This is a genomic window from Cyclonatronum sp. (genome assembly GCF_022565315.1).
GTDB lineage: Bacteria > Bacteroidota > Rhodothermia > Balneolales > Cyclonatronaceae > Cyclonatronum.
The window spans coordinates 1-3,456 of sequence record NZ_JAIUMX010000188.1; the positions used below are offsets into that span (position 1 = coordinate 1).

At 58.0% G+C, this 3,456-nt stretch carries 2 protein-coding genes; one reads left to right on the forward strand and one right to left on the reverse strand.

Annotation, left to right across the window (positions count from 1 at the left end):
• A partial coding sequence (locus LAT75_RS15405; RefSeq protein ID WP_291483705.1) for an amidase family protein occupies positions 1-742 on the reverse strand: 742 nt, incomplete at its 3' end.
• 285 nt (positions 743-1,027) lie between these two features.
• On the opposite strand from LAT75_RS15405, the gene LAT75_RS15410 reads away from it, so the two are divergent.
• Positions 1,028-3,456 (forward strand): CotH kinase family protein (locus tag LAT75_RS15410; RefSeq protein WP_291483707.1); only part of this gene is annotated, 2,429 nt, incomplete at its 3' end.

A 3,456-nucleotide genomic window follows, 5' to 3' on the forward strand; every position in this document is an offset into this window, starting at 1 on the left:
CTCCCCAGGCCAGCGCCCCGAGCGAGAGCTTGGCCAGATGTACGGCCCCGGCTTCTTCCAGCTTCCGGATAACGGTCGCGGTCTGTTCAAGCACCTGATCCTGATAGGGCACCGCGCCCCAGGTAGTCGGGTAGCCTTCAAGGGCGAGCAGGTCTTTGCTGCCGTACGGGATGCCGTGCAGCGGACCCAGCCACACGCCCGCCGCAAGCAGAGAATCGGCACGGGCAGCCTGCGCAAGGGCAAGCTCGTCTGTGAGGGTGATGACCACCTGAAGCTCGGCATCATACCGGCGGATCCGATCAAGATAAATCGTAGTAAGCTCCACCGCGCTGAGCTGACCGCTTCGGATGAGCACGCTCAGCTCGGCAACCGTCAGAAATGCCAGCTCCGCGTCGGATGCAGGGCGCTGCACCTGCTCCGGCAGCTGCCAGTTGTGCGCGCCGCCGCTCTCCACCGGAAGTTCAAAACCCGCCGGTAGCGGATTGAACTGCATGGCCGGCCACACCTCATTGCCGATTTCCCGCGCCCTGATGGCTTCATAGGTCTGCAGATTGCTCCGGATGCCGGCAAGCATCGAATCGCGGTAGGCCTGCCGAAAGTCCAGCCCGAACAGCACCTCTGCCGCTGCGAGGTGCTCGGTTGTGGGCGTCCGGTCTTCAAAAAAACCGTTGGCGCTGTGGTACAGGGCCATCAGCAAAAAGGCAGCAAGGAAGCCGTAAAGCGAGAAAGAGAACTTTTTCATAAGAAATGATGAGGAGAGGTGAATGAAGCTGTCGCTCAGGAATCTAACCCAATGGAGGGGAACAGGCAACCGTTCCGGCAGTGTAAAGCCATGCAGGCAGCCGGCGGAGAATTCGTCAGCAATTCAGGCCCGAGAGCCGTATTTTAAAAGTTCAGCCAATCAGTGAAGCCAAATGGTGTTTCACACTATATAATATCCAAGGATGCAGAGGATTCAGAAGAGGTGAGGATTCCCCAAGCTTCTCATTTTACCGGCCGCAATGTGCCGCTTAAAGCTATGATTAAAATGAAATGTGCAAAATGTTTATACGGCCTGCTGCTTATGTCGGCATTGTGGGCAGCAGGAATGAGCCTTGCAGCTGCGCAGTCTGCAACGGTTGTGATTAACGAGGTGATGGCTTCAAATGCCACAACCCTTGCCGATGAAGACGGCGATTTCGAGGACTGGATCGAGCTCTACAATCCCACCGGTTTGCCGGTAAATCTTTCCGGCTATGCCCTGTCTGACGACTACAGCGAGCCGCAGATGTGGTTCTTTCCCAACATCAGCATTGAGCCGGGCGCGTTTCTGCTGGTGTGGGCATCAGGCAAGGACCGTCGCATCCCTTTTGGCGAGCTGCACACGAATTTTTCCATTGCTGCCTCGGGCGAGGAAATCCTGCTTGTGAATCCGTACGGGGAAATCGTTGATGAGCTTGCCCCGACTCAAATCCCGACCGATATCAGCTATGGCCGCTTTCCCGACGGTGCCGGCAGCTGGCAGTATTTTTCGACACCTACGCCCGGAGGTCCGAACGAGGCCGGTCTGCCTGGTCTGCTCCCGGCGCCTGAGTTCAGTTCGCCCCCCGGTTTTTACAACGAGCCCGTTCTGCTTGAGCTGCTCACCGATGCGGATGAGGCCCTCATCCTCTACACCCTCGACGGCTCGGAGCCTGACCCGGCGAATATCGATTATAACGCCCCGCATTTTACCGTCAATTATTTCTTCCCCGGCGACTCGGATGTTTCGGTGATGGAGGAGCTTCAAAACCGGACCTTTATTTACACGCAGCCGCTGCAGCTTATGCCGGCCGCAGATCAGCCCTACCGCATCTCCGATATCATCACAACCTACCGCCGGGATGGCAGCAACTGGCGGTGGCAGACTCCCCCGCCGGACCTGCCGCGGGCATGGGTAATTCGGGCAGCACTGCATCAGGCCGATGAGACGGGCCCGGTGGCAAGCGGCAGCTGGTTCGTGGGCGATTTCAGCGACCCGGCTTTCAGCAGCATGCCGGTGCTTTCGGTGATTGCCCCGCCGCAGCGTCTCTTTGGTTTTGAGGAGGGCATCTATGTGCCGGGCAGGGACTATTTCGAAGCAGGCGGCACGGAGCAGGGGTTTGTTTGGCGCGGCAACTACGACCGCCGCGGACGTGAATGGGAAGTGCCGGTGCATGCCGAACTTTTCGGAGCGCAGCAGTCCGGCCCCGATTTCGCCCAAAACCTGGGTCTCCGCTTACACGGCCTCGGTTCGAGAACCAACCCCAACAAATCTTTCAGGCTGTATTCCCGCTCGGAGTATGACGAAGAAAACACCATGCGTTTCCCCTTCTTCCCCGGTGAAACCAATCGCTATGATGGTCAGCCGCTGGAGGAATACAACCGGCTGATGGTGCGCAGCGGCGGAAACCTGCGGAAATTCCTGAACGATGCTGCCGCTCACCGTATCCTGCAGCCCATGGAATTGGCGACGCAGCGTGCCCGTGCCGTGCAGCATTTTATAAACGGGGAGTATTGGGGGATGATGTACCTGCGCGACCGCCTCGACCGCTTCCACATCCACTACAACTATGGTCCCGATCCGGATAACGTGATTGTGATGGATGCGCCGGTTGGCATGGCTGATACGAGCGCTGTGGATGAAGGCCTGCCCGAAGACCTCGCCCTGTGGCAGCAGCTGTGGCAGTTTATTGTCACCGCTGATTTGGAGGATGACGAAATCTTTGCACAGCTCGAAACGCAGCTCGACCTCAGCGGCTACATCGATTATCTGGTGAGCATGATTTACTGGGGAAATGTGGACTGGTACGGCAACAAGCATTTCAAATTTTGGAGGGTGAGGGAAACCTCTGACGCGCCCTTCCACGACGGCAAATGGCGGATGATGGTCTGGGATTTTGATGAAGCCGGGCGCGCATCACACCTTGAATACGATTTGCTCTACAACGTCCTCTCAGCTGAAGGCAGCGGAGCGCCGCCCTACTACTTTGACCATGACCCTGAGCGGACCCTGATGTTCCGGCGCCTGCTCGAAAACGAAGGCTTCCGCACACGCTTCATTAACCGCTTTGCGTCGCACATCAATTTTACCTTTGCCCCGCAGCGGGTGCAGCAGATTGTGCAGGATACCGCAGCCGAACTCGAAGCCGGTGCCGCGCTGTACGAGCATCGCTGGGGGTATTCGCCGCTGCGCCATACAACGGTTCAGAATTTTATGCACTATGCCGGGAACCGGCCCGATATTCAGCGGGATCATATCGCCCAAAATTTTGACCTCAGCGGACCTTTCCGGCTGCGCCTGCAAACTTCGGATGCTGCAAAAGGCACCGTAGCAGTTGACGGCTTCCGCATTAGCCCTGAAACAGCGGGTCTGAGTCAGCCCCTTTGGCCGTGGACGGGCTACTACTTCCGGGATGTGCCCCTCAGCCTGACCGCTGAACCAGGCTTCGGCTACGC